The organism is Brevundimonas sp. LM2 (genome assembly GCF_002002865.1).
Lineage (GTDB): Bacteria > Pseudomonadota > Alphaproteobacteria > Caulobacterales > Caulobacteraceae > Brevundimonas.
Window position 1 is genome coordinate 855,515 of the sequence record NZ_CP019508.1, and the last position, 19,495, is coordinate 875,009.

At 67.8% G+C, this 19,495-nt stretch carries 19 protein-coding genes; 7 read left to right on the forward strand and 12 right to left on the reverse strand.

What is annotated here, in order from left to right:
* Nucleotides 1–62: 62 nt before the first annotated feature.
* The 3 genes from BZG35_RS04260 to BZG35_RS04270 form a co-directional block, all read right to left on the reverse strand.
* Nucleotides 63–299 (reverse strand): helix-turn-helix transcriptional regulator, encoded by a 237-nt coding sequence (locus tag BZG35_RS04260; RefSeq protein WP_077354520.1) that lies wholly within the window; start codon nt 297–299, stop codon nt 63–65.
* Nucleotides 300–313: 14 nt separating this feature from the next.
* On the reverse strand, nt 314–838 hold the full coding sequence (locus BZG35_RS04265; protein WP_077354521.1) for a DUF2975 domain-containing protein: 525 nt from the start codon (nt 836–838) through the stop codon (nt 314–316).
* A 107-nt stretch (nt 839–945) separates the two neighbouring features.
* A complete protein-coding gene (locus BZG35_RS04270) occupies nt 946–2,358 on the reverse strand; it encodes a protein adenylyltransferase SelO family protein (RefSeq protein ID WP_077354522.1) in 1,413 nt (470 codons plus the stop codon).
* 364 nt (nt 2,359–2,722) lie between these two features.
* On the opposite strand from BZG35_RS04270, the gene BZG35_RS04275 reads away from it, so the two are divergent.
* Entirely contained in the window at nt 2,723–5,386 is a 2,664-nt protein-coding gene (locus BZG35_RS04275) for a TonB-dependent receptor (RefSeq protein ID WP_077357812.1), read from the forward strand.
* Nucleotides 5,387–5,657: 271 nt separating this feature from the next.
* Here the strand turns inward: BZG35_RS04275 and BZG35_RS04280 are convergent, their stop codons facing one another.
* Both BZG35_RS04280 and BZG35_RS04285 read right to left on the reverse strand, forming a co-directional pair.
* Nucleotides 5,658–8,861: an efflux RND transporter permease subunit gene (locus BZG35_RS04280; RefSeq protein WP_077354523.1), complete on the reverse strand. Its 3,204-nt coding sequence runs from the start codon at nt 8,859–8,861 to the stop codon at nt 5,658–5,660.
* Nucleotides 8,858–10,012 carry an efflux RND transporter periplasmic adaptor subunit gene (locus tag BZG35_RS04285; RefSeq protein WP_371454825.1) on the reverse strand — a complete coding sequence of 385 codons (1,155 nt, stop codon included), beginning with the start codon at nt 10,010–10,012 and terminating at the stop codon, nt 8,858–8,860. The genes BZG35_RS04280 and BZG35_RS04285 overlap by 4 nt, the downstream gene beginning before the upstream one ends.
* 218 nt (nt 10,013–10,230) lie before the next feature.
* Here BZG35_RS04285 and lepA point away from each other — a divergent pair, with 218 nt between their 5' ends.
* A complete protein-coding gene (lepA, locus tag BZG35_RS04290) occupies nt 10,231–12,039 on the forward strand; it encodes a translation elongation factor 4 (protein WP_077354525.1) in 1,809 nt (602 codons plus the stop codon).
* 67 nt (nt 12,040–12,106) lie between these two features.
* Here lepA and BZG35_RS04295 read toward each other — a convergent pair whose 3' ends face one another.
* From BZG35_RS04295 to BZG35_RS04305, 3 genes are all read right to left on the reverse strand, one after another.
* Nucleotides 12,107–12,439: a DUF86 domain-containing protein gene (locus BZG35_RS04295; protein ID WP_171981876.1), complete on the reverse strand. Its 333-nt coding sequence runs from the start codon at nt 12,437–12,439 to the stop codon at nt 12,107–12,109.
* On the reverse strand, nt 12,429–12,725 hold the full coding sequence (locus BZG35_RS04300; protein ID WP_077354527.1) for a nucleotidyltransferase family protein: 297 nt from the start codon (nt 12,723–12,725) through the stop codon (nt 12,429–12,431). Before BZG35_RS04300 ends, BZG35_RS04295 begins: the two co-directional genes overlap by 11 nt.
* Nucleotides 12,726–12,983: 258 nt before the next feature.
* A complete protein-coding gene (locus BZG35_RS04305) occupies nt 12,984–13,667 on the reverse strand; it encodes an EthD family reductase (RefSeq protein ID WP_077354528.1) in 684 nt (227 codons plus the stop codon).
* Nucleotides 13,668–13,925: 258 nt separating this feature from the next.
* Here BZG35_RS04305 and BZG35_RS04310 point away from each other — a divergent pair, with 258 nt between their 5' ends.
* Nucleotides 13,926–14,291 (forward strand): helix-turn-helix domain-containing protein, encoded by a 366-nt coding sequence (locus BZG35_RS04310; protein WP_077354529.1) that lies wholly within the window; start codon nt 13,926–13,928, stop codon nt 14,289–14,291.
* A gap of 288 nt (nt 14,292–14,579) precedes the next feature.
* Here the strand turns inward: BZG35_RS04310 and BZG35_RS04315 are convergent, their stop codons facing one another.
* Nucleotides 14,580–15,533 (reverse strand): DUF3883 domain-containing protein, encoded by a 954-nt coding sequence (locus BZG35_RS04315; RefSeq protein ID WP_253189265.1) that lies wholly within the window; start codon nt 15,531–15,533, stop codon nt 14,580–14,582.
* Between the two features lie 173 nt (nt 15,534–15,706).
* Between BZG35_RS04315 and BZG35_RS04320 the strand changes: the two genes are divergently transcribed.
* From BZG35_RS04320 to BZG35_RS04330, 3 genes are all read left to right on the forward strand, one after another.
* A complete protein-coding gene (locus BZG35_RS04320; RefSeq protein WP_077354531.1) occupies nt 15,707–16,423 on the forward strand; it encodes a hypothetical protein in 717 nt (238 codons plus the stop codon).
* A 217-nt stretch (nt 16,424–16,640) separates the two neighbouring features.
* Nucleotides 16,641–17,048, forward strand: a complete 408-nt coding sequence (locus tag BZG35_RS04325) for a response regulator (protein ID WP_077354532.1) — start codon at nt 16,641–16,643, stop codon at nt 17,046–17,048.
* A gap of 65 nt (nt 17,049–17,113) precedes the next feature.
* The gene (locus tag BZG35_RS04330; RefSeq protein WP_077354533.1) at nt 17,114–17,359 is read left to right on the forward strand and encodes a hypothetical protein; all 246 of its coding nucleotides are present in this window, start codon (nt 17,114–17,116) and stop codon (nt 17,357–17,359) included.
* On the opposite strand, the gene BZG35_RS04335 is transcribed toward BZG35_RS04330, so the two are convergent.
* The 3 genes from BZG35_RS04335 to BZG35_RS04345 form a co-directional block, all read right to left on the reverse strand.
* Nucleotides 17,356–18,027: a bifunctional 4-hydroxy-2-oxoglutarate aldolase/2-dehydro-3-deoxy-phosphogluconate aldolase gene (locus BZG35_RS04335; RefSeq protein ID WP_077354534.1), complete on the reverse strand. Its 672-nt coding sequence runs from the start codon at nt 18,025–18,027 to the stop codon at nt 17,356–17,358. The two genes, BZG35_RS04330 and BZG35_RS04335, sit on opposite strands and share 4 nt — an antisense overlap.
* Nucleotides 18,028–18,100: 73 nt before the next feature.
* A complete protein-coding gene (locus BZG35_RS04340) occupies nt 18,101–18,319 on the reverse strand; it encodes a hypothetical protein (protein WP_077354535.1) in 219 nt (72 codons plus the stop codon).
* Nucleotides 18,319–18,906, reverse strand: a complete 588-nt coding sequence (locus BZG35_RS04345) for a peptide deformylase (protein WP_077354536.1) — start codon at nt 18,904–18,906, stop codon at nt 18,319–18,321. Before BZG35_RS04345 ends, BZG35_RS04340 begins: the two co-directional genes overlap by 1 nt.
* 97 nt (nt 18,907–19,003) lie before the next feature.
* On the opposite strand from BZG35_RS04345, the gene BZG35_RS04350 reads away from it, so the two are divergent.
* Nucleotides 19,004–19,462, forward strand: coding sequence for a YbgC/FadM family acyl-CoA thioesterase (locus BZG35_RS04350; RefSeq protein WP_077354538.1), 459 nt, complete (start codon nt 19,004–19,006; stop codon nt 19,460–19,462).
* Nucleotides 19,463–19,495 lie beyond the last annotated feature (33 nt).

Below are 19,495 nucleotides of genomic sequence, written 5' to 3' on the forward strand. Positions count from 1 at the left end.
AGGGCCCCGCGCTGAACGCGAGGCCCTCGGATCATTGCGAAATGGTGCCTTGATCGAGCCTGTCACGCCTCGTCGGCGTTCCCCTCCGGCTGGGGTTCGGCCGAGTTGCCCAGCAGATGCCCCGGGGTACAGTCCAGCTCGCGGCACAGGGCGTCCAGGGTGCTGAAGCGGATGGCCCGCGCCTTGCCGGTCTTGAGGATGGACAGATTGGCGATGGTGACCCCAACCCGGTCGCTGAGTTCGGTCAGCGACATGCGGCGCTCCAGCAGCATCTGGTCCAGTTGCACGGTGATGGCCATGATCTTCGTGCCCCTCAGACCGTCATCTGCGCATCGTCGCGCATGGCCGCGCCCTGGCGGAAGACTTCGGCGAGCATGAAGACAATCAGGATGCCCAGCCAGGCCCCCAGGTTGATGTCATAGTCCCGTTCGGCCGCGCCCTCGGCCAGGGGCGCGCTGAAGGTCAGGATAGCCGTCGAGATCTGAACGCCGATCAGGCCCAGGCCCGCGCCGCGCAGCCGGTTGACGTTGGCCGGCTCGAAGGCGTCCCCCTGGTTCACGGCCAGAAAGATGCGGCGCAGTCGGTTGATGACCCACCAGGTGCTCAAGGTGCCGACAACGGCGGCGATCAGGCTGACCTGATGGCTCAGGCCCGCATCCCCCGCGTTCACGGTCACGCCGGAGAGGCCTTCCAGCAGGCCCGCACCGAAATCCGGGTCGATCAGCGCCACGATGAGCGCGCCCGCGCAAAACAGGACCGCGCCGCTGATGAAGACGTTCAAGAAGCCCAGGATCCAGCGCATCACGCTGGCGACCGAGCGTCGTCCGATGAGTTTCATATCCGTTCCTCCCCGCCGCAAAAGCGCGGCCATCTCGAAAATCGATATGCAAACATCGATTATCGATCAAGAGTTTTTCTGTTTTTCGATATGAAACTTATGTAATCTCAGCTGCGCGCGGCTCGCGCCGCATCGATCCGGCCCAATTTCTGCTTGAGAGGCGACCAGTCGTCGTCACCGTCGATCGCGGACCAGATCGCTTCGACCTCGTCGATCAGCATCTCTTCGGGTTCCGCGGTAGCGAAGGCGGGATGCTCCAGCCGTTCCGGCCGGTCGGGCTCGTGTTCGAACAGGGCGAAGCGGAAGGCGTCGAAGGCCTCGCCCTGCCAGGCCTTCGCGCGCGGCCCCGACAGGGCGCGGGCCGCGGAGGCGAAGCCGCCGAACCAGTCGTGGAACAGGGGCTCCCACCGGATCGCCGCGCCGCCCTCGCGCAGCAGGGCCAATGTGGTGTCGAGCAGCCTCTGGTCGGCCGCCTCGCCCAGGCTCTTGACGCCCAACCGCTCCAGGAAGGCGGCGCGGAGCTCTCGAATATAGGCGGGGCCGAAGCCGTTCAGGGCCTCGGTCAGGGGCCCGGCCTCGGCGACCAGCTTCAGGCAGCCGGCCAGCTGGGTCAGGTTCCAGAACACCGCCTCGGGCTGGCGGGCGAAGGCATATAGACCCTGGCTGTCGAAATAGGCGGCGGTGAAGCCGGGCTCGTAATGCGGCAGGAAGCGCCAGGGGCCGTAGTCGAAGCTCTCGCCCGTGACGTTCAGATTGTCGGTGTTCAGCACGCCGTGGACGAAGCCCGCCGCGATCCAGCGCGCGGTCAACCTAGCCGAGGCCGCGGCGATGGCCGCCAGCAGCCCGGGCGCATCGCCGGGGGCCACGGCCGGGTGGTAGAGGCTGCGGACATGCTCGACCAGGGTCTCGATCTGGTCGGTCCGCTCGAAATAGGCGGCGCGTTGAAACGTGCCGAAGCGGATGTGGCTGTGCTGCAGCCGCACCAGAACGGCGGAGCGGGTCGGGGACGGCTCGTCGCCGCGCTCCAGCGCTTCTCCCGTCTCGATCAGGCTGAGCGCCCGGCTGGTCGGCACGCCCTGGCTTTCCAGCATGGCCGCGGCCAGCACCTCGCGCACCCCGCCCTTCAGCGTCAGCCGGCCGTCGCCCGACCGCGACCACGGCGTCGTGCCGGATCCTTTGGTGCCGAGGTCGAGCAGGCGACGCGCCGGCCCCGAGGCCTCCCGCAACTGGCCGGCGAGGAAGCCACGCCCGTCGCCGAGGTCTGGATTGTAGGTCCTGAACTGGTGGCCGTGATAGCGCATGGCGATCGGACCCGGTTGGCCGGGCAGGGGCTGGAACCGACCGAAGGCCGCGATCCACTCGGCCTCCGTCAGGGTGGCCAGGCCCACGCTGGCGGCCGCGGCCTGGTTGCGATGGCGCAGGATCGTCCGCGGGAACTCGGCCGGGCGGACGGCGTCGCCGTATTCATCTCCCAGGTCGAAAAAACGGGGATCGGGCGCATAGGTCGGGCTGACGGGCATCGACCACAGATGCGGGGCGAGCGGCCGGGGCGCAACCGCAGCCAGATGGGTTTTAACATGCGACCCCGACCCGAGCCGGGGAACGAAGGCATCGCCTCAAGAGACCAGGGTGCGAATACTGACCGGAATAAGCCCGATATTGACGTAAGGTCACCGTTATTTGTCGCTTTTGCGTCACACCGGTCGCCGTCGGACGGCCTAAATGCGGCTCAGCCGCTCACGGTCGCTTGTCGCTACAGGCGGCTTGGACTAGGCCGGATGCACAAGAATCCGATGCCCCCGCAAGAGGGGCGCGGACTGGGAACAGGAAACGCCGCGACGCATCCCGACAGGGGGAGTCCGGCACATGAGCCGGGAGTCCATCATGCGTCTTACCAATTTCCTCCGTTGCACCGCTTCGGCGGCCGTCGTCGGAACCGCCGTGTTCGGCTGGGCCGGCGTCGCCGCCGCTCAGGACCAGGCCTCGTCGGTCGATGACATCATCGTCACCGCCCAGAAGCGCGAGCAGAGCCTGCAGGACGTGCCGATCGTGGTCACCAGCCTGTCGGAAGACCTGCTGCAGGACGCCGGCGTCCGCGACATCAAGGACATGCAGATTCTGACGCCGGGCCTGACGGTCACCTCGACGCAGTCGGAAGCCTCGACCACGGTCCGCATCCGCGGCGCGGGCACCGTCGGCGACAACCCGGGTCTGGAAAGCTCGGTCGGCATCGTCATCGACGGCGTCTACCGCTCGCGCAACTCGGTCGGCTTCGGCGATCTGGGCGAACTGAGCCGCATCGAGGTTCTGAAGGGTCCGCAAGGCACCCTGTTCGGCAAGAACACCTCGGCCGGCGTCATCAACATCATCACCGCCCTGCCGTCCTTCACCCCCGGCGTCGAGGCCGAGGCCACCGGCGGCAACTACGGGGCCTGGGGTGTGTCCGGCTCGGTCACCGGCCCGATCAGCGACACGGTCGCCGGCCGCCTGTTCTTCGCCACGCGCAAGCGCGACGGCTTCTACGACGTCGACCTGGGCGACGGCCCGCGCACCAATACCGAAGACCAGACCCAGGACTTCTGGACGGGCCGCGGTCAACTGCTGATCCTGCCGAACGACGACGTCTCGGTCCGGCTGATCGCCGACTATTCGAAGCGCGAAGAGTTCTGCTGCGGTGCCGTGCAAACGCGCGTCGGTCCCTCTCAGGCCTTCATCGACGCCCTCTCGGCCGGCTCGGGCCAGGCGCCGCCGGTGGCGGGCTTCGGGACGGTGCCGTTCGACCGCACCTCCTACGCCAACCGCGACACGCCGCAGGAAATCGAGGACATGGGTCTGTCGGCGGAAGCCAACATCGACCTGAACGAATGGAACGCCACCCTGACGTCGATCACGTCTTGGCGCGACTGGTCGTTCCAGCAGGGCATGGATCTGGACTATACCGGGGCCGACCTGCTGTACCGAGCGAACGACGGGTCCAACGGCTACGGCGTCGACAACCTGACCCAGGAGTTCCGCCTGGCGGGCGCGACCGACAAGCTGGACTGGCTGGTCGGTGTCTTCGCGACGCTGGAGAACGTCTATCGCGACGACTCCTATGTTTACGGATCGGACTACAACGCCTTCCAGTCGTTCCTGTTGACGGCGACCGTGCCGACAGCAGCCGGCGGCCCCTCGCCGTCGCGCCTGCAGTGCTTCACCAATCCGGCCGGCCTGCTCGTCAACACGGTGCCTTTCCCCGGAGGAATCCCGGCAGGCTCCGCGCTTTGCGCCCTCGGCGGCGTGGCCCCCAGCGCCGCGGCCCCGGTCAATCCCGTCGGCAAGGCCTATCAGGATCACTACAGCCAGCGGTCCGAATCGCTCGCCTTCTTCACCAACAACACCTACCGCGTGACCGAGCAGTTCGACCTGACCTTCGGTCTGCGGGCGACCTACGACAAGAAACGTCTGATGGGGCTGCAGGACAACCTGGGCACCAATGGCGCGGCCTGCGGCGGGGCGCTGGCGAACCAGAACCCGGCCAACCGCGCCGTGTCGCCGATCCCGGGCACGGCCAATGTGGCCACGCCGGCCGCGGCGCTCGGCCTGCTCTGCCTGCCCTGGGCCAACCCGCTTTACGACAACCGCCGCATCTCCGAAGAGTTCGACGACTCCGACATCAGCGGCACCGTCAAGGCGGCCTATCGCCCGAACGACGACCTGCTGCTGTATGTGTCCTATGCCCGCGGCTACAAGGGCTTCGGCTACAACATGGACCGGGTGCAGACGGGCGTGACCCCCGACGCCTCGCTGTTCTTCGCGGCCGAAACCGTCGACAGCTATGAAGCCGGCTTCAAGGCCACGCTGTTCGACGGCGTGATGCTGCTGAACGCGACCTATTTCGACCAGACGTTCGAGAATTTCCAGCTCAACACCTTCCTGGGCACCGCCTTCGTGGTGGAGTCCATTCCTGAGCTGACCTCGCGCGGTGTCGACGCCGACCTGATCTGGTTCACCCCGATCGAGGGTCTGTCGTTCCAGGGCGGCCTGACCTACACCGACGCCAAATACGGCGACTTCGGTGCGGCCGACCTGTCCAGCCCGGGCCGCTTCCCGCAGCTGTCGCTGCTGCCTGGCGCGCGGGCCTCGTTCGCGCCCGAGTGGTCGGCGACCGGCGCGATCAGCTTCGATCGGTCGTTGGGCGGCGGGCTGCGCGGCGGGTTCAACCTGTCGGCCAAATATTCGACCGAGTACAACACCGGCTCCGACCTGCTGCCCTACAAGTTCCAGGAGGATTTCACGGTCGTGAACGGCCGGGTTTCGCTCGGCAGCGAAAGCGAGAGCTGGACCGTCGATCTGTGGGCCCAGAACCTGCTGGACGAAGAATACACCCAGGTCGGCTTCTCGGCCCCGCTGCAGGGGACGGCCTTCGCCAACACCACCACGCCCCAGGCGGACGGCACCTTCTACGCGCCGTATAACGCAGCGACCAACACGGGCGACACTCAGACCTACAACGCCTACCTGGCCGCGCCCCGCACCTACGGCGTGACCCTGCGCGTCAAATACTGATCTTCGGCGCATCGCCGGAGTGACCAGGCCGGTCGGGGATGTCTCCGACCGGCCTATTTCTTTGGCCGGTAACGGGACCCTCTGCCAACGGCCGCCTGGGCCCTGATAACGCGCCGACGTCGCGGCTCGCAAGAACAGGTCGTGCCGCGGCCGGCGGTGTCCGCCTCAGGCTGATGTCCGTGCGGCACACGGGGGCTGCTGCGGGCCCCGTGCGTTCCGCAACCCCAAGACACGCACTGCGGATCTGCGCCGGTGCCGTGCCTTCGGAGTCCTATTCCGCGGGCCGGGGGGCTTCCGGGCGGGCGGGCGCGACTTCGTGCTGACCGCCGAACATGCGGTTCATGCGACCCTCCAGCCGGACCTTCAGTCCGTCGATCAGGCTGAAGATCACCGGCACGAAGATCAGGGACAGGGCGGTCGAGGTGATCAGGCCTCCGATCACGGCCACGGCCATCGGCGAACGGAAGGCGGTGCCTTCGCCCAGGGCCATGGCGATCGGCAGCATGCCCAGGCCCATGGCCAGGGTGGTCATGATGATCGGCTGGGCCCGCTTGTGCGCCGCGTCCATCAGGGCGTCGCGGCGGGTCATGCCCTGCTGCATGGCGATGATGGCGTAGTCGACCAGAAGGATGGAGTTCTTGGCCGCGATGCCGGTCAGCATGATGATCCCGATCAGGGCCGGCATCGACAGCGACTTGTCCGTCAGCATCAGGGCGATGAAGGCCCCGCCGAACGAAACAGGCAGGGCGGCCAGGATGGTGATCGGGTGCAGGAAGCTTTTGAACAGCAGGACCAGCACCGCGTACATCAGCAGGATGCCGGTGACGATGGCGAAGCCGAACCCGGTGCCCAGCTCCTGGAAGCTTTCGACATCGCCGGACACGGCCTGCATCACCCCTTCGGGCAGGTTGGTGATCGCCGGAAGCGCGTTCACCGCCGTGGTGGCCTCGCCCAGGGTGGTGCCGGGCATTTCGGCGCTGATGTTGGCGACGCGCCGCCGATCATAGCGGTCGATCTGGTTGGGCCCGGCCCCGAAGCTGATGTCGGCCACGGCCGACAGGGGCACGGATGCGCCCGAGGCGGTGGGCACTTTCAGATTCTCGATCACGCCCAGGGAGGTCCGGGCATCCTCGGTCAGCATGACCCGGATGGGGATCTGACGATCGCCCAGATTGAACTTGGGCAGCAGTTGGTCGGCGTCGCCCAGGGTGGCGACGCGCGCGGCCTGGCTGATGTCCTGGGTCGAGACGCCGGTCAGGGCGGCGACGTCGGACTTGGGCGTGATCAGGATCTCCGGCCGCACCAGGGCGGCGGAGGAGACGACGTTGGACAGGCCATCGATGCCCCGCATCTCGCGGGCCACGTTCGCGGCCGCCGCTTCCAGGGTTGCGCCGTCGTCGCCGACCAGGGCGATGGTCAGAAGACTGCCGCCGCCCCCGCCGCTGGTCCCGAACTGGACCCGGGCCCCGGGCGTCTGGCGCAGGATGGGACCCATCTCGGCCTCGAACGCCTGCTGGCTGATGTCCCGGTCCGCCCGCTTCAGCAGATTGACCGTCAGGTTGGCGCGCCGCACCTCGCCCGCGCCGGACCCACCGCCACCGCCGAAACTGGTCGTCGCCGAACCGATCGACGAGAAGATGGAGGCCACCTCGGGCCGCTTCTGCAGTTCGTCGGTGATCTGCCGGACGGCCGCGTCGGTCTGGTCCAGGGTCGTGCCGGGGGCCATCTCGACGGTGACGGTCGAGCGCGAGATGTCCTCGACGGGGATGAACTCGCCCGGAATGCGCATGGCCAGGAAGATGGAAAAGACGAAGAACGCCAGACCCATGCCGACGACCCAGATCCGATGGTCGAACAGGCGGTTGCGCATGCGGCGGCCGAAGCCGGGGCGGCGCGCGCCGAGGGTGGCGTCCGGGCGGGCCGAACTGTTCAGGGACCAGGACAGGAGCCGCTGGTAGGGGGCCATCCAGAAGGGTTCGGCGTGTTCCTTGCCCTGGTCGCCCTTCAGCAGATAGGCCCCCATCAGCGGCGTCAGGGTCCGCGCGACCAGCAGCGAGAACAGCACGCTGACGCAGGTGGCGATGGCGAAGCTCTTGAAGAACTGCCCGACGATCCCCGGCATGAAGCCGGTGGGGGCGAAGACGGCGACCAGGGTGGCGGTGGTGGCCAGGACGGCCAGGCCGATCTCGTCGGCGGCCTCGATCGCGGCGGGATAGGGGGCCTTGCCCTGGCGGATGTGGCGGACGATGTTCTCGATCTCGACGATCGCGTCATCCACCAGGATGCCGACCGTCAGCGACAGGGCCAGCAGGGTCACCACGTTCAGCGACTGATTGGTCAGGTCCATGACCCAGAAGGTCGGGATCAGCGACAGGGGCATGGCCACGGCCGTGATCAGGGTCGCCCGCCAGTCGCGCAGGAAGATGAAGACCACGATGACGGCCAGGGCGGCCCCCAGCACCAGGGCCTCGACCGAGGCATGGAAGTTGTTGATGACGTCGGAGGTGGTGTTGGCGACCTCCTCGATGACCACATCGGCGCGCTCTTCGTCCAGGGCTTCGATGGCCGCGACGGACTGTTCATAGACGTCGACCTCGCTGGAGCCGATCGAGCGGACGACCCCGAAGCCGACCACTTCCTGGCCGTTGAACCGGGCGCGGCCGCGCGGTTCCGACCATTCGTCCACGACCTGGCCGAGGTCACCCAGGCGAACCGTGCGGGTGCCGATGGGGATCAGGGTCTCGGCCAGGGCCTCCACCGATTCGGCCGAGCCGACCGTGCGGATCGCCTGTTCCTCGCCGCCGATCTCGCCCCGCCCGCCGGGCAGGTTGATGTTGGAGCCGCGCAGCTGGTTCGAGACCGCCGCGGCCGTGATGCCCTGGGCCTCCAGTCGGGCCGGGTCGAGCTTGATGCGAATCTCGCGGTCCACGCCGCCGTCGCGCTGGATCTGGCTGACCCCGTTCACGTTCAGCAGGCGTTTGGCGATGGTGTTGTCGACGAACCAGCTGAGCTCCTCGGGGCTCATGCCCGGGGCGCGGACGACGAAGTTGGCGATCGGGGTGCCGGTGAATTCGATGCGCTGGATGATCGGTTCCTGCACATCGGCCGGCAGGTCCTGACGGACCCCCGAAACCGCGTTGCGGACGTCGTTGGTGACCTTCTCCAGATCGACCCCGAGCTGGAATTCGATCAGCGTGGTCGACACGGAGTCGTTGACCGTCGAGGTGATGTGGCGGACCTGCCCGAGACCGGCGACGGCATCCTCGACCAGACGGGTGACCTGGGTCTCCATCTCGGTCGGGGCCGCCCCCGACTGAACAACGGTGACGGCCACGACTGGCAGGTCGACATCGGGGAAGTTGTTGGTCCGCAGATTGAAATAACTGCCGATGCCCGCCAGCGTCAGGATAATGAACAGCAGGATGATCGGAATGGGATTCCGGATCGACCAGGACGAGATGTTGGCGAAATTCACTGGGCCGCTCCGGTCGCCGCGGGCGAGGCCGGGGCCGGGCGGGCCCCGGCGGTGTTGGCGCGGTTGACCGAGACCTGATCGCCCTCGCCGAGGAAGCCGGCGCCCTGGACCACGACCTGCTGGCCCGAGGCCAGGCCGGCGGTCACGGCGACCCGGTCGCCCGACCGTTCGCCGGTCTGCACCGGGGTGAAACGGACGGCGGCGTTGTCGCCGATCACATAGACGCCCGCCCGACCCTCGCGGAACACGACGGAGTCCGACGGCACGGTCAGGGCGGGGGCGGCTCCGACGTCGATCCGGGCCCGGGCGAACATGCCGGGACGCAGCCCGCTGTCGCCCACCAGGGCGATGCGGGCGGTGCCGAGGCGGGTGGCCGGGTCGACTTCGGAAGTCACGATGCGAACCCGGCCGGTGCTCTCTCCGCCCTGATCCGCCACGATGGCCGCCGGCATGCCCGACCGGACCAGGGCCAGTTCGGTCTCCGGGACCTGCGCGTCCAACTCCAGCCGGCCATCGCGGACGATGCGGAACAGTTCGGTGCCGGGTTGGACGATCTGACCGCGCGTCACGCTGCGACGGATGATCAGACCGGCGACGGGCGCGCGGACCGTGGCCTGGTTCAGCTGGGTCTGGGTCTGGCTGAGCGCCGCACGGGCGGAGGCCACGCTGGCGGCCGACGAGCGCTGGTCGGCCTGGGCCGTGTCCAGCGAGGCCTGGCTGAGGAAGCCGCGTTCCTTCAGCTCCTGGGACCGCGCCAGGGCGGCCTCGTCGCGCGCGAGGTTGGCCTCGGCGGTCTGGACCGCCGCCTGCTGCTGCCGCAACTGGGCGCGGAGGAGAGCGTCATTCAGTTGGACCAGGGTCTGACCCTGGCGGACATAGCTGCCCTCGTCGACGAAGACCCCGGTGGCAACAAGGCCGCCGGTCTCGGCCCCGACGGGCACCTCTTCCCAGGCGGAAACGCTGCCCGAGGCGTTGACGACGCGGGGCAGGTCGACCGCGCTGACGGTCGCGGCGGTGACCGACTGGCGCTGGGGCGGTGCCTTCTCCTTGGCGTCCCCACCCCCGCAGGCGGCGACCAGAAGGCCCAGTCCGGCGACGGCGGCGGTGGTCTTGAGGGAGAGGCGGAGGCGCATCGGCGTCGTGGGGGCCACGGAAGGGTCCTGTCGATGAGGCGGGCGACAGCGCCGGCCGGGGGTCGTGTCTGCGCAGGCCAAGCTTGCCTAGCCCGGCGTCATACCGCGTTCGCCGCGTGTTCTCAAACGGCGGCGACGGCATTACAGCAAAGTAATCCGCATCTCGACCCGCCGTCCGGCAGGGAGGTTCGGTCGCGTTGGCACGATCCCCTCCGCCATGCTAACCGCGCCGCACAATGACGACGCCCCCCATCGAACGAATCCGAAATTTCTCCGTGGTCGCCCATATCGACCATGGCAAATCCACATTGTCCGACCGGCTGATCCAGGTGACCGGCGGGCTGACCGCGCGGGAGATGTCGGCGCAGGTTCTGGATTCGATGGAGATCGAGAAGGAGCGGGGGATCACGATCAAGGCGCAGACGGTGCGTCTGAACTACCGGGCCAAGGACGGGCTGGAGTATGTGCTCAACCTGATGGACACGCCGGGGCATGTGGACTTCGCCTATGAGGTCAGCCGCTCGCTGGCGGCGTGCGAAGGCAGCCTGCTGGTCGTCGATGCGTCCCAGGGCGTCGAGGCCCAGACCCTGGCCAATGTCTACCAGGCCATCGACAACAACCACGAGATCGTGCCGGTCCTGAACAAGATCGACCTGCCCGCCGCCGAGCCCGAGCGGGTGCGCCAGCAGATCGAGGACGTGATCGGCATCGACGCCTCCGACGCGGTCCTGTGCAGCGCCAAGTCCGGCATCGGCATCGAGGACGTGCTGGAGGCCATCGTCACCCGCCTGCCGGCCCCCAAGGGCGACCCCGCCGCCCCGCTGAAGGCCCTGCTGGTCGACGCCTGGTACGATCCCTACCTCGGCGTCGTCGTCCTGGTGCGTGTGTTCGACGGCATCCTGAAGGCCGGGATGCGGGTCAAGATGATGCAGAACGGCTCGACCCACCTGATCGACCGGGTCGGCGTCTTCCTGCCCAAGAACACCCCGGTGGACCAGTTGGGCCCCGGCGAGGTCGGCTTCATCACCGCCCAGATCAAGGAGGTGGCCGACGCCGCCGTCGGCGACACCATCACCGATGAGAAGAAGCCGACGACCGAGGCCCTGAACGGGTTCAAACAGGTCCAGTCGGTGGTGTTCTGCGGCCTGTTCCCGGTCGACGCCGCCGATTTCGAGGACCTGCGCGCCGCCATCGGCCGGCTGCGGCTGAACGACGCCAGCTTCACCTTCGAGATGGAATCCAGCGCGGCGCTGGGCTTCGGCTTCCGCTGCGGCTTCCTGGGTCTGCTGCATCTGGAGATTATCCAGGAGCGCCTGTCCCGCGAGTTCAACCTCGACCTGATCGCGACCGCCCCCTCGGTGGTCTACAAGATCGGCCTGCGCGACGGCTCCGAACTGGACCTGCACAACCCCGCCGACCTGCCCGACGTGATGCAGATCGAGACCATCAGCGAGCCCTGGATCAAGGCCACCATCTTGACCCCCGACGAATACCTGGGCGGGGTCATCAAGCTGTGCCAGGACCGGCGCGGCTCCCAGATCGAGCTGTCCTACGTGGGATCGCGCGCGCTGGTGGTCTATGAGCTGCCGCTGAACGAGGTGGTGTTCGACTTCTACGACCGGCTGAAGTCGATCTCGAAGGGCTATGCCAGCTTCGATTACGAACTGACCGACTACAAGGTCGGCGACCTGGTCAAGATGAGCATCCTGGTCAATGCCGAGCCGGTCGACGCCCTGAGCATGCTGGTCCACCGCGGCCGGGCCGAGACGCGCGGCCGGGGCATGGTCGAGAAGATGAAGGACCTGATCCCGCCCCACATGTTCGTCATCCCGATCCAGGCCGCCATCGGCGGCAAGATCATCGCGCGGGAGACCGTGCGGGCGCTGCGCAAGGACGTGACGTCCAAATGCTACGGCGGCGACGCGACGCGGAAGAAGAAGCTGCTGGAGAAGCAGAAGGCCGGCAAGAAGCGCATGCGGCAGTTCGGGAAGGTGGAGATCCCGCAGGAGGCGTTCATCGCGGCGCTGAAGATGGATGATGATTGACCGGGACGAGGACGCTAACGCGCGCTCGCGGAGCGGCGCTGCTTGAGCGCCGACCGGCGGCCGTGACTCAAGAGGCGAGCGCGGCTTCGGCGGCGGCGATCAACACGGGTAGATTGATGATCGCGGTGTAGCGAATACGCAGCGGCGTGATCTGATGATAGGCGTGCCGATAGGCATTGCCACTGTCCATAATGGCGCGCCATGGCAGGTCATCGGAACGGGCGGGTTCCGACAGGCGGCGAGCCGCTTCCGACACGATCTCAAGACACCGGACCGTGGCGTGAAAGCGCATAAGGTCCCTCGCGAACGCCTCCGCATCGACTTCGACGGCCCAGTCGTGCGCGAGAGCGCCGTGATCGGCGATGTCGCGCCACGCCTGCCGGTCCGTGTCAGAAGGCATGGATCGCGTCGCGTTCCGCACTCGGGCGAACATGGGCCTTCAGCGCCGCGCGCTCCGATACGTCCACCTTCACGGGGAAGAGATCGCCGATGAAATGCGTGATGCCCAAATACTCCCAGACGCCGACAGGAGCCGCAGGATCGATCTCGACCATGATGTCGATGTCGCTGTCGGGCCCGGCCTGCCCGCGAGCGACGGACCCGAACAACGCCGCATGCGTCACGCCCTTGAGACGCAGCGCCGCTTCGTTGGCGCGCAGGGTGGCGATGACGGCGTCGCGGGTCATGGGGGGACTGTAGGTCGGAATTAGACGGGTGGCGAGTGGGCCGCCATCGGCTGGAACCAGGGACTCACCCCAAATTCCAGGCGGATAGTGATCTCACGGTCGCAGTGGTGGGGCGGCTGCGGCGACGCGACGCGCGAGAAAACGCTGCTGGAGAAGCAGGCGGCCGGCGTCACTCGCACGGCCACGCCGGCCCCCCTGTCCTTCGCGCGGAGGAGATTTGGCCGCGGCCAGGCCCCTCCGTAGAAAAGCCGCCCCGGCTCAGCGCACGAACCGCTCCGAGACCGCCAGCATGGTGACGGCGTGACCGGCCTGGCCGAGGAGCTGGTCGAAGGCGGTCCGATCGGCGTCCACGCCGTCCTGGAACGCCGTCAGGGTGGGCCACCACAACTGACGGGCGCCCAGGAACGGTGCGTCGTCGCTGTGCACCTCGGCGCTCGGCCGGTTCACCGCGTGACGCAGCGCGCCGATCCGCAGGCCGAGCTCGGCGTCGTTCGCGCCCGCCCAGCCGGGATCGCCATCAAGGTGCACGAACTGCAGGAGATGGATGCTGGTCGGCCGCTCCAGCACGTCCCACTGCCGATCGACGTCGGATACGGCGCCGATAGGGGGCCGCGAGACGATCACCTCCTCCTCGGTGATGAAGAAGATGACATTGGGCAGGTCCTGGAACAGCGGCTCGTCGGGGCGGATATTGTCGACGAACAAGGGCTCGTCGACCAGCGCGGCGGCGTCCTTCGGAGAGTCGAACGAGGGCATGGCGACGCCGTCGTACTGGTCCTGACCCGGGCCGAGGCGGTCGGTGTCGAACTGGTGTCCTTGGACATAGGTGAGCATGCCGGGGATCTGGCGGCCCAGGGTGCCGTGCGGGTGGCGCCAGTGGTCATGGAAGCGCTGGCGGTCGATGTCGGGGCGGCGGGGGAGGAGGGCGAAGAAGCGGATCACGGAAAGGTCCTGACTTTGTTGAGTCGATTGATTTGATGAGCCTGCGCCTGGCCAAGGATGCCGGCCGGAAGGCTGCGCATCATCGAGGGCGTTACCAAGCGATTCGCCAGATCATCGAGCCGATGCGGAAGGGTCGAAGCAGGACGTTGGTTGAAGCCATGGCGCGCACTTTCTCGTGGATTAGGACGATAGGTATACGTGTGATACTAAAGCGCAAGAACGCACCTAAGATCGCCTAGGTATCTTTGAGGAAACCGCATGTCCGTCTGTCAGCATTTCGATGAAAGCTGTCCTAGTCGTTCGCTGTTCGACAATATCGCTGACAAGTGGTCGATGATGGTGATCAGCGTGCTGGACGCAGGGCCCATGCGCTTCAATGGTATCAAGCGGCACCTGGAGGGCGTGACGCAGAAGGCGCTGGCCCAATGCCTGCGGCGGCTGGAACGCAATGGCCTCGTGTCCCGCCGGGTCATCATGACCTCGCCGATCGGGGTCGAATACGCCATCACGCCGCTCGGCCGCTCGCTGTTGGGTCCGTTTCGAGCCCTCCATGTGTGGACCCTGGAGCATCTGGATGAGGTGGAGCGGGCGCGCCAGGCGTTCGACGGCCGCGCCGCCGCGTGACCCGAAGAGAGGTCGATCTCGCCTCTCCGTAGGGCCGTAGGAGCGACTGGCGACGGGATGAGGGCGCGGAGGGCTGGCTGAGCGCGGAACTGGCGTCGGTTCTAGGCCAATGGAAGTACGACACCTTCCTACAGGTGGTGCGCAAGACGCGGGTGGCCTGGGCGCCGGGGGGGGCGGTGGCGGCGACCCTATTGCCGACGTCGTTAAGAGGGTCGAGATCGGTTCGGAGTGCGCGCCCTAAGGTCGCCGATGTCCGGCTGTCGCGCCAACGCGCCAAACGCTGACGCGTTAGAAGCGCGCCCCCCACGTCTCTGGCTCCAGTTTGACCGACGCCTCCAGTGGAGGCGGCAGCACGAACAATCCCGGCGCGGCCGAAAGGTCGTGGAGGCGGTAGAGGCGCCAGTGGTCGGGTCGCTCCATCGACACCTCGCGCTCGGTGCGGGTCAGCCAGAAGGGGGTGGTGGGGCCGCCGCGGGTGGCCTTAACCTCGATCAGGCGCTCGGTGCCGGTGGGGTCGAAGCTCTTGATATCGTAGCCGGCACCGTCGCCGCGCTCCTGGCTGGTCCATTCGATGCGGCGGGCGAGGTCGGGGCGGTCGGCGGCGATCAGGCGGGCGTGTTCGTGGTGGAAGACCTGTTCCTCGCCGAGGCGGCCGAGGGTGCGGTTGGCGTGGTTGCGGGCGGCGGGGTCGTATTTGCGGACGAGGCGGGCGAGGCCCTCCGGGCGCGGGGTGCGGGGCGGGCCAGGGGGCGGGGCCTCGGTGAGGGTGAGGGCGGGGAAGCCCCCTTCCGGTTCGAACCGCGAGGCCTTCTCGGCGACTCGAGGGAAGGACCCGGTCGCCCCCTCCGTCACGTCGCCGAAGGGCGACGTGCCACCTCCCCATCGCCCTTCGGCGATGGGGAGGAGACGGCTTAGATTGAAGGCCTCGTCCGTCAGGACCGCGGGGTGAGTGTCAAGATGACGGTCGATGGCGTCGAAGATGGCGGCTTGATAGTTGGCCATCGGGCGGTAGCCGCGCACGTGGGGCAGGCCCAGTTCGGCGGCGACGGCCGAGATGTTCATGTGCTTGAACTCGACCGAACGGTGACTGCGGCCGGTTCGCTCCATCAGAGCGCGGGCGCGGTGGGCCTTGACGAACGGCTGGCCGGCCGCGTCGAGGGCCAGCATGGCGAACCAGTCGGCGACGATGACGTCGAGCTCGTCCGCGCTCCAGCCCGTGCCAACCTTGGATTGATCTACCAAACGCCGCCTCCTCGCAGAGGTTAGGCTGAACACGCTTCGCTTGACCAGGCGGTGTCCGTTCGGAAGCGTCGAGTTGTCCGCGCTCGCGCCGATTTCCCCTTTCGCCTCAGGGACCGTGAGGTTTTTCGAAGCGTCGAACTCGCCCGGTATCCCGGCCCTGCGAGAATGCGCGCATGACCCGAGCCTATGTCGAAGCCCCCGCCACCCATTTCCGGCTGAAGCCCGAGACCTGGGCCATTATCGCCGAGGAATACAAGAACGGGGCGACGGCGAAGGATATCGGGGCCAAGTGGAAGGTCGCGCCGTCGTCGGTCTATCGCTACGCCTGCCGAGACGGCTGGACCAAGAAGGGGATGGGCGACGCGCGGGCGCGGGCCCATGCGCGGATGGTCGAGGCGGAAGAGGCCTCGGTCCGGTCGATGCAGCCGGTGGGATCGCGGGCGCTGAAGGCCCTGTTCCAGCCCGCGCCGGCGGACGACCCGGAAGCCACGGACCCCGCCGCCCTGTCGAACGCCGCGACCCTGGCCTCGGGCCGGGCCATGAAGGGGCGGCTGTGGAACGAGGCGAAGGCCCTGGCCGGGCTGGCGGAGACCTATGCCCGCCTGGCGAAGGGGGCGGAGGCCGCGCGGCTGACGGTCGAGACCATCGACCTGCCGCTGCTGTTCGACATCCTGGTGACCGACAACGAGGCGGCGCGGGCGCGGTTCGCGCTCTGGGGGGACGGTCCGGAAACGGAGCACTATGCGCTGAGAAGTCGGTACTGGGAGATCGAGCGGCAGAACAAGGCGGCGTTCAACGACTACGACCTCGACAACACGCGTCGGATCCACGGACTGGAGCGGATGATCCGCGACCTGGGCGGCGAGCCTCCGGCCGCGGATGCCGAATGAGAGGCGGCGCGTGCCCAAGGTAACGGCAGCCGGAAATGGTCAAGACGACCGATGAACTCTCCGGATCTAAGTGTGAATACATAGATCGTCTCCGAAAAGCCTGGCTGTTCTTTTTTATTCGGAAACGATTTGGGCTCAGGAATACTGAACCTGTATTTCCCGTTTCGAGGAACCATCCGTAGTCTGTGTGGTTCAGATCGGGAATCGAGACCACACCATGCCGTTCAGCGGAACGCCCCACGACCCGACAAACCCGACGCACAGGACGCGAGTCCTGGTCGTCGAGGACGAATGCGTGATCCGAATGGTGGTCTCCGATCATCTGCGCGACGTCGGCTTCCTCGTGACCGAGGCCATGGACGGCGACGAGGCGATCGCCATCCTGACGTCCGGCCTGTTCATCGACCTGGTCTATACCGATGTGCGGATGCCGGGGGTGGCGGACGGGATGGACGTGCTGCGCTTCGTGCGGCGCACCCAGCCCGACCTGCCGGTGCTGATGACCTCGGCGCATCTGGAGCCGGCCATCGCCTATTCCGGCGGGGCGTGCGGCTATCTGGCCAAGCCGACGGAGCCCGAGGCGATCTCGGTGGCGATCCGGGCGGCGCTGGATCTGGCGGCCTGACGAGGCGGCCGGGTCTTCGCGCCTGACGCCTTGACCCGGGCGGCGAACAGGCCCCTGTGCGCCCCATGGCGACCGAGACCGTATACATCCTGCAGACCTATGTTCAGGGGCGCGGCAACGCCCTGAAGGCCGAGCCCCAGGTCGGCTGCAAGACGGCCGAGGAGGCGCGCCGCAAGGCCGAGCGCCTGGCGCCGCTCCGGCTGGGCGTGGTGGCCTTCGCGGTCTCGGCGGACACCGAGATGGGCGATTACGACGAGACGCCGACGATCCTGTTCCGGGCCGGGCGGCTGCCGGAGATGTTCGACCTCTAGGCGCGCCGGAAGGCGGCGACGGCGTTGACGGTGGCGCGGACCGAGGCCTCGATCCCGGCCCAGTCCCCGGCCCTGACCGCCGCGTCGGTGATCAGTTTGGAACCCATGCCGGCGGCGACGATGCCCGCGCCGAACCATTTGCCGATGCTGGCCGCGTCGGGGTCGACGCCCCCGGTCGGCATGATCTTGGTCCAGGGCATGGGGCCCATCACGGCCTTGACGAAGTCCGGGCCGCCGACGCTGGCCCCGGGGAACAGTTTGACGATCTCGCAGCCCAGGGCCTGGGCCTCGCTGATGTCGCGGACCGAGCCGCAGCCGGGGAAGTAGGCGACCATGCGGCGGTTGCAGACCTGGGCGACCTCGGGGACCAGGGCCGGGGAGACGACGAAGCGGGCGGCGCGGTTGAGGTACAGGGCGGCCGTGCCGGCATCCAGCACCGAGCCGATGCCCAGGACGATGCCGGGGTCGGTGCGGGCGATCTCGCGGGCGATGTCGGCGAACAGGTCGACGGCGAAGTCGCCCCGGTTGGTGAACTCGATCACCGGCGCGCCGCCCCGGGCGCAGGCGCGGATGACGTTCAGCGCCACCTCGGGGTCGGCATGGTAGAAGACCGGGCAGACGCCCTGGGCCTGGAGCGCGGTCAGGACGGAGAGGCGGTCGTGCGGCATGGGACGCTCCAGCTGGGGTGCCCCGAAATCGACTGGGCGCGCCGTGACGTCAAGTGACGTTGCGTTGCACCGCCTATTGCCAGCGCGTGCCGACGCCGCCGCCCTCGTCCCACTCGCCGCCGGCGTCCAGGGCGTCGTCGAAGTCGAGCAGGCGGTCCAGCAGCAGGCCGGCGACGACGCCCAGCACGGCCACGCCCACCAGGGTGGCGACCGAGCCGAGGCCGATCTTTTCCGAGCGGGTCAGGCGGCGACGGCCGTCGGCGTCGATGATGCGATCTTTGGCGGGGGCCATCAGGCGTCCTCTCTCAGGCGCATGGTCTTCTTGACCTTGGACATGGCGCGGTCGCGGCGCAGGCGCGACAGGTGGTCGATGAACAGGACGCCGTTCAGGTGGTCGAGCTCGTGCTGGAAACAGACGGCGTACAGGCCCTCGATCTCTTCCTCGATGCGGGCACCGGCGCGGTCCAGATAGGCGACGCGAACGCGGGCCGGGCGCTCGACCTCGTCGAAATATTCGGGGATGGAGAGGCAGCCCTCTTCGTAGCAGAAGGTCTCGTCCGAGGCCCACAGGACCTCCGGATTGACGAAGAAGCGGGGGTTGGGGACGCGGGGGGTGTCCTCGTTCTCCACTTCGCCCTCGGCAGCGGGCTCGCTGCCCTCGGGCGCGGGGCCGTCGCCGAGGTCCATGACGACGACGCGCTGCAGCTCGCCGATCTGGACGGCGGCCAGGCCGATGCCGGGAGCGTCGTACATGGTGTCCAGCATGTCATCCATCAGGGCGCGCACCGCGTCGTCGACGACGGCGACAGGCTTCGACACCTGTTTCAGGATCGCCAGGTCGGGGGCGTTGTCGATGGTCAGGATGCGTCGGATGGCCATGCCCGTCAGGTAGGCGCGAGGGCGGGGAGGGTCAAGTTGGCGCGGGCCTCGCGCGTATGCTGTAGGAGAGCGCATACGGCGCGAAAGGAGGCCGACCATGACCGATCAACCCACCATCGGCCGCTTCGACGGGCGCGCCCACCTGCTGCCCGTGCGGGTTTATTACGAGGACACCGACTTCACCGGCCTGGTCTATCACGCCAACTATGTGCGCTATTTCGAGCGGGGGCGGTCGGACTTCCTGCGCGCCATCGGCATCGACCACACCGACCTGCTGGAGGGGGAGGCCCCGATGGCCTTCGTCATCGCGGCGCTGAACCTGACCTTCCTTCGGCCGGCGCGGATCGACGACGCTTTGGTGGTGCGCACCCTCTACGACACGGTGAAGGGCCCTCGCCTGTTGATCTCCCAGACGATCGAGCGGGACGGGCAGGTGCTGTGCCGGGCCGAGGTCACGGCGGTCTGCATCCATCTGGACGGGCGGCCCCGTCGGCCGACGCGTGCCCTGGTCGAGGCCGTCACGCCGTGGCTGGCGAAGGCCGGCGACGCTGGTTAGACTTCGGCCGGCCCGTGGCGGTCTCGCCACAAG

Excerpts from the sequence above, each read along its gene's own strand:
- BZG35_RS04260 (WP_077354520.1), bottom strand. The coding sequence starts at position 299 with ATGGCCATCACCGTGCAACTGGACCAGATGCTGCTGGAGCGCCGCATG.
- BZG35_RS04265 (WP_077354521.1), bottom strand. The coding sequence starts at position 838 with ATGAAACTCATCGGACGACGCTCGGTCGCCAGCGTGATGCGCTGGATC.
- BZG35_RS04270 (WP_077354522.1), bottom strand. The coding sequence starts at position 2,358 with ATGCCCGTCAGCCCGACCTATGCGCCCGATCCCCGTTTTTTCGACCTG.
- BZG35_RS04275 (WP_077357812.1), top strand. The coding sequence starts at position 2,723 with ATGCGTCTTACCAATTTCCTCCGTTGCACCGCTTCGGCGGCCGTCGTC.
- lepA (WP_077354525.1), top strand. The coding sequence starts at position 10,231 with ATGACGACGCCCCCCATCGAACGAATCCGAAATTTCTCCGTGGTCGCC.
- BZG35_RS04295 (WP_171981876.1), bottom strand. The coding sequence starts at position 12,439 with ATGCCTTCTGACACGGACCGGCAGGCGTGGCGCGACATCGCCGATCAC.
- BZG35_RS04300 (WP_077354527.1), bottom strand. The coding sequence starts at position 12,725 with ATGACCCGCGACGCCGTCATCGCCACCCTGCGCGCCAACGAAGCGGCG.
- BZG35_RS04310 (WP_077354529.1), top strand. The coding sequence starts at position 13,926 with ATGTCCGTCTGTCAGCATTTCGATGAAAGCTGTCCTAGTCGTTCGCTG.
- BZG35_RS04320 (WP_077354531.1), top strand. The coding sequence starts at position 15,707 with ATGACCCGAGCCTATGTCGAAGCCCCCGCCACCCATTTCCGGCTGAAG.
- BZG35_RS04325 (WP_077354532.1), top strand. The coding sequence starts at position 16,641 with ATGCCGTTCAGCGGAACGCCCCACGACCCGACAAACCCGACGCACAGG.
- BZG35_RS04330 (WP_077354533.1), top strand. The coding sequence starts at position 17,114 with ATGGCGACCGAGACCGTATACATCCTGCAGACCTATGTTCAGGGGCGC.
- BZG35_RS04335 (WP_077354534.1), bottom strand. The coding sequence starts at position 18,027 with ATGCCGCACGACCGCCTCTCCGTCCTGACCGCGCTCCAGGCCCAGGGC.
- BZG35_RS04340 (WP_077354535.1), bottom strand. The coding sequence starts at position 18,319 with ATGGCCCCCGCCAAAGATCGCATCATCGACGCCGACGGCCGTCGCCGC.
- BZG35_RS04345 (WP_077354536.1), bottom strand. The coding sequence starts at position 18,906 with ATGGCCATCCGACGCATCCTGACCATCGACAACGCCCCCGACCTGGCG.
- BZG35_RS04350 (WP_077354538.1), top strand. The coding sequence starts at position 19,004 with ATGACCGATCAACCCACCATCGGCCGCTTCGACGGGCGCGCCCACCTG.